Source organism: Micromonospora arida (assembly GCF_003857035.1).
GTDB lineage: Bacteria > Actinomycetota > Actinomycetes > Mycobacteriales > Micromonosporaceae > Micromonospora > Micromonospora arida.
In genome coordinates this window covers 1-4109 of sequence record NZ_QGSY01000162.1, presented here as the reverse complement: position 1 = coordinate 4109, position 4109 = coordinate 1, and the positions used below count along the sequence as shown (strand labels likewise).

4 protein-coding genes are annotated in these 4109 nt (G+C 69.2%); all 4 read left to right on the top strand.

What is annotated here, in order from left to right; translation table 11 throughout:
• Nucleotides 1-1143 (top strand): hypothetical protein (locus DLJ58_RS12840; protein ID WP_208741061.1); only part of this gene is annotated, 1143 nt, incomplete at its 5' end.
• Nucleotides 1144-1328: 185 nt separating this feature from the next.
• Entirely contained in the window at nt 1329-1586 is a 258-nt protein-coding gene (locus DLJ58_RS12835; RefSeq protein WP_124856113.1) for a hypothetical protein, read from the top strand.
• A gap of 326 nt (nt 1587-1912) precedes the next feature.
• On the top strand, nt 1913-2482 hold the full coding sequence (locus DLJ58_RS12830; RefSeq protein WP_244218920.1) for a carboxymuconolactone decarboxylase family protein: 570 nt from the start codon (nt 1913-1915) through the stop codon (nt 2480-2482).
• A 591-nt stretch (nt 2483-3073) separates the two neighbouring features.
• A complete protein-coding gene (locus DLJ58_RS12825) occupies nt 3074-4039 on the top strand; it encodes a DUF559 domain-containing protein (RefSeq protein ID WP_244218919.1) in 966 nt (321 codons plus the stop codon).
• Nucleotides 4040-4109: the final 70 nt, after the last annotated feature.

Below are 4109 nucleotides of genomic sequence, written 5' to 3'. Positions count from 1 at the left end.
GTGTACGGCCACGGAGGGCGAGGGCCGCGCGGGGGCGGGGCGTGGATGCGCTTCGCCCTCACCCGCGCGGCCCTCGCCCTCCGTGGCCGTACACCGCACCGACTGCTCGCCTTCCTGGCTTACGCCGAGACCGTCGGCCTGCTGCGCGACGGCGCGGGGGCCTATCGGTTCCGGCACGGCCGCCTGCAGAGCCGGCTCGCCGGCGGGTCGGTGAGCGCGCGACGGGGGAGCCGGCTGCGTGAGGAGTTCGGAGTTGAGCTCGCCCGCGCCGGTTACTGGCCGGAGGCGCTGGGCGTCTTCGCCGACGTCACGCAGGCACGGGCCGCGAGCATCGGGCACGCCGACGACCTCACCGTGGCGGCGCTGCGCCGGGCGCTGCTGGCCGGGGCGGCAGCGGGCGAGTGGACCCGGCTGGCGAGCCTGCTGGCGCTCATCCCAGCACCCACCGAGCCGACGCCGCTGGCGGTGCAGCGGCAGCGGCTCGCCCGGCTGATCGCGGACGACGCGCCGGTGACAGAACTGCTCGTCGCGGCCGAGGAACTGAGCCAGGCCGCCAACGGCATCACACCGGAGTTCGCCTCCGCGACCCGCCCGGCCGCTCCTGGAGTGCAGGAGTTCCTGGCCGTCCTGCACCACCTGAGCGGGGACGAGGAAGCCGCACACAGCCGCTTGGACCTGTTACGTACGGCGGCCAGCCAGGACGTCGGCGAGCCGGCACCCATCGGTGCGGGACTACTCGCCGGGTTGCTCGTCGACGACGGTGAACCCGCCACGGCCCTGGTCGTCTGCCACCAGGAACTGCTCCTCGCCGATCAACCGCCCGACCGGGTCGACCTGCTGCTCCTCGCCGAGACGTGGCGCTGGTCGGTCGAGGTGATGCGACGCGACACCGACGAACAGGCCGAACTGCGCCGCCGCATCCGAGCGGTGCTGGCCGGGCGGCGAGAGCACCCACGGCGGATCGAGCTGGGTCGACGTGAGCTGGCCGAGCTGGGCCTTCAGCTGTGTCACGCCGTGATCGAGCACCAGACGTTGGGCCCACTCGCGGTCGCGGCGTCCCGACGGCTGGTCGCCGTCCTGACCGAGCCGGCCATCGTGGTGCAGACGGTCAACCGCAGCGCCCCGATGTGGCACGGCGGCTGACGCCTGTTCAGCGCGGATGCCCATTCGATGGAGATCGCGCTGGCGGATCATCGCGGTAGCGCCGCCCGTTGTCGGGAGCCGAACCACACGCGCCCATGCGAGCCTTTACTTTCACGAACTTCGATGTCCCGGTCTCGGTTCAACGCGGAGCCGCCATGCGCCGTGGACGGTGTTGAGGAGGCTTCATGCGCGGACGTAGATGGGCGACCCTGGTGACGGCGGTGGCGCTGGCACTGGGCGGGTTGGTCGGGTTCAGCGGCACTCCGGCTGCGGCGGATCCGCCGGGCGGCACGCTGCGCAACGTCTACTCCGACGGCCAGTTCTGCAACAGCTACGGCAGTGAGGGTGTTCGGACCGGTCTCTGGAGCTGGTACTACTGCGAGTACCGCCAGTACGGCCCCAACGCCCCCGGCTTCTACTTCCTCTGGACCTTCACCTACTAGCGCGAGCACCTGTCTGGACGGGCGCTCGGGCCCGATTGGCCGCCGCCGGGTCGACCAGCCGGCGGCGGCCAATCGCATGGAACAGGTCGCTACGCAGCTGATTCGTCGGTGCGGGCGCGAGGCTACCGGCAGCGGGCATCGTGTAGATGCGCCGGTGGTTCGACAAGCGGACCCCCGAGCGGGTCCGCGACCAGGTGTGGATCGGGTGTGAGAAGGCCCGTCACCTGACGATCGTCGAATGTCGGGCCCCGTGCACGACCGATTTCCTGACACCGTCCGCAGCCCAAACGGCGTACCGTCCGGGGTCAAGCGTGGGGAGGAGCCGGATGAGTTTCCTGCAGCAGGCAGAACAGTCGCTGGACACTGAGCGGATGTTCGATGCCGACACGAAGGCGATGGGCTACCTTCCCAACTACACCAGGTTGTTCGCCCATAGCCCAGCGGTGTACCTGGCATGGCAGCAGCTCAACGGTTCGGTGAAGGCCGGGATGGACGTGCGCCGCTATGAGTTGGTGACCCTCGCCGCAGCACGGGCCCTGAAATCGTCCTACTGCGGCCTGGCGCATGGAAAGGTCCTACGCGACAAGTTCTTCGACGCGCCAACCGTCGCCGCCATCGCGTCAGACAGTGGCAGCGCCAATCTCTCCGCGCAGGAGGCCGCAGTCGTCGACTTCGCCGGCAAGGTCGCGGCCGATGCGAACTCCGTCACCGAGGCCGACGTCGCGGGCCTGCGTGGTCACGGTCTCGATGACACGGATATCTTCCACGTGATCCTCGCCGTTGGCGGCAGATGCTTCTTCAGCACCGTCCTCAGCGCTGCCGGGGCTGAGCCCGATCCGCAGTACGACGAGAGCCTGGACGTGGACCTGCGGCAGGCGCTGAAGTTCGGCGGTTAGATCCCGAGAGAACGCACCGCCCAGGCTGTCCCCAGCGCCCGCGGGCAAGCGCCGACTTGTCGAGGAGGTAGCGTTCGCCGCTCGCAACGCCCCGTGCGGGACATCTTCGCTCCGGTAAGCCCTGGAACGGATCGTCAAGCCCTGGAACGGAATCGCCCAGGCGCATGTCGGCACCGGGCCCGCAGATCGTTTCAGCCATGTCCATCAGGAATCCGACACCATCAACAGATGCAGGCGGCCCGCGCAGCCGTCTGGCAGCTAAGGAACAATCGGCAGCAGTCAGTCGACCTCGCTCGCCTGGACCCTGCCAATCACCTGTGGGCTACGGACCCCCGTCCCAGGACCGAGGGCGGGCTTTCGTGAACCAGCCGGACCTCGCCGCAGGCGGAGGTCGGCACCGGGGCAGGGGCGTTGCATCCCTCGCCTGGGCGGCGATTGTTGGACTGGTTTGAGGCTGGTCTGGGAGAGAACCGGACGCTGTGCCAAGGGCCTTCACGGACGCTTACCACAATCGACGGCGGCCCGAACGGCTGTCCACAGGTGCCTCCGCTGTCCACAGCAGCCCTCGCAAGGGCTGCGCTTCACGCCAGGGTGGAGCCGGTGGATGCGCGCCTACAATCCCTCCTCGTCCGCGGAGGCGGGCTGGTCACTCGACGGGACATGCTGCGGGTGGCCCCGGCGTGGACGATTCAGACCGCCTGGCGCGCGGACCGGTTGATGCGGCTGTTACCCGGTGTCTACGGCGACGCCGCGCTGATCCGCAATCCCAACGTCGACGTGCCGATGCTGGCCCGGGTGGAGCGGGACGTCGCCCGACGCGCTGCGCTGGCCTACGTCGACGGGCGTGGGGCGCTGAGCCGCCTGACCGCGCTCGACGTGTGGGGCCTACGCCGCCAGCCACCGGGAGAGCCGGTGTATCTCGACCTGCCGCGAGGGTCGGGCCTGCGTGATCGGCCGCATCTCGTCGTAGCCCATCGTTCCGACTTCGCGGTCGCGCCGCCGCAGGTGGTGACACGGGGAGAGTTGCCGGTCATACGGCTCGACCGGACCCTGGTGGACTGTTGGCCGCTGCTGCCGCCGATCGACCGATCGAGTTTGCTCATCCGTGCGGTCAACGATCGGATGACCACGCCGCGGCGCCTGGCCGCCGCCCTTGCCGAGGTGGCGAGAATGCCCGGCCGTGGGGCACTGAGCGGTTTGCTGGACCGGCTCGCGGCCGGGTGCCGCAGCCCGTTGGAGATATGGGGCCACGACCACGTTTTCACCGGACCGGGAATGCCGACGTTCATTCGGCAGGCGCGGGTACAGGTCGGTGCCCGGACGATCTACCTCGACATGTTCGCCGAGGCGGAACGGGTCAACATCGAGCTGGACGGCGCGACCAGCCACGGCGACCCGGCCGAACGCGAGATCGACCTCCGCCGCGACGCCCTGCTCGCGACCGTCGGCATCGTCGTCGTCCGCTTCAGCCACCGTCGCCTCACCACGGATCCGGTCCAGGTCCGCCAGGAGACCCTGGCCATTCTCGCCAACCGCACCCGCGCCATGATCAAGTGATGAGAAATAGGTCCCACAGGCCCTCCATACCTACTTTTCATCACTTGATCACTGTCTCTTATACACATCT

Coding starts and splice junctions, on each gene's coding strand:
- DLJ58_RS12835 (WP_124856113.1), top strand. CDS start 1,329: ATGCGCGGACGTAGATGGGCGACCCTGGTGACGGCGGTGGCGCTGGCA.
- DLJ58_RS12830 (WP_244218920.1), top strand. CDS start 1,913: ATGAGTTTCCTGCAGCAGGCAGAACAGTCGCTGGACACTGAGCGGATG.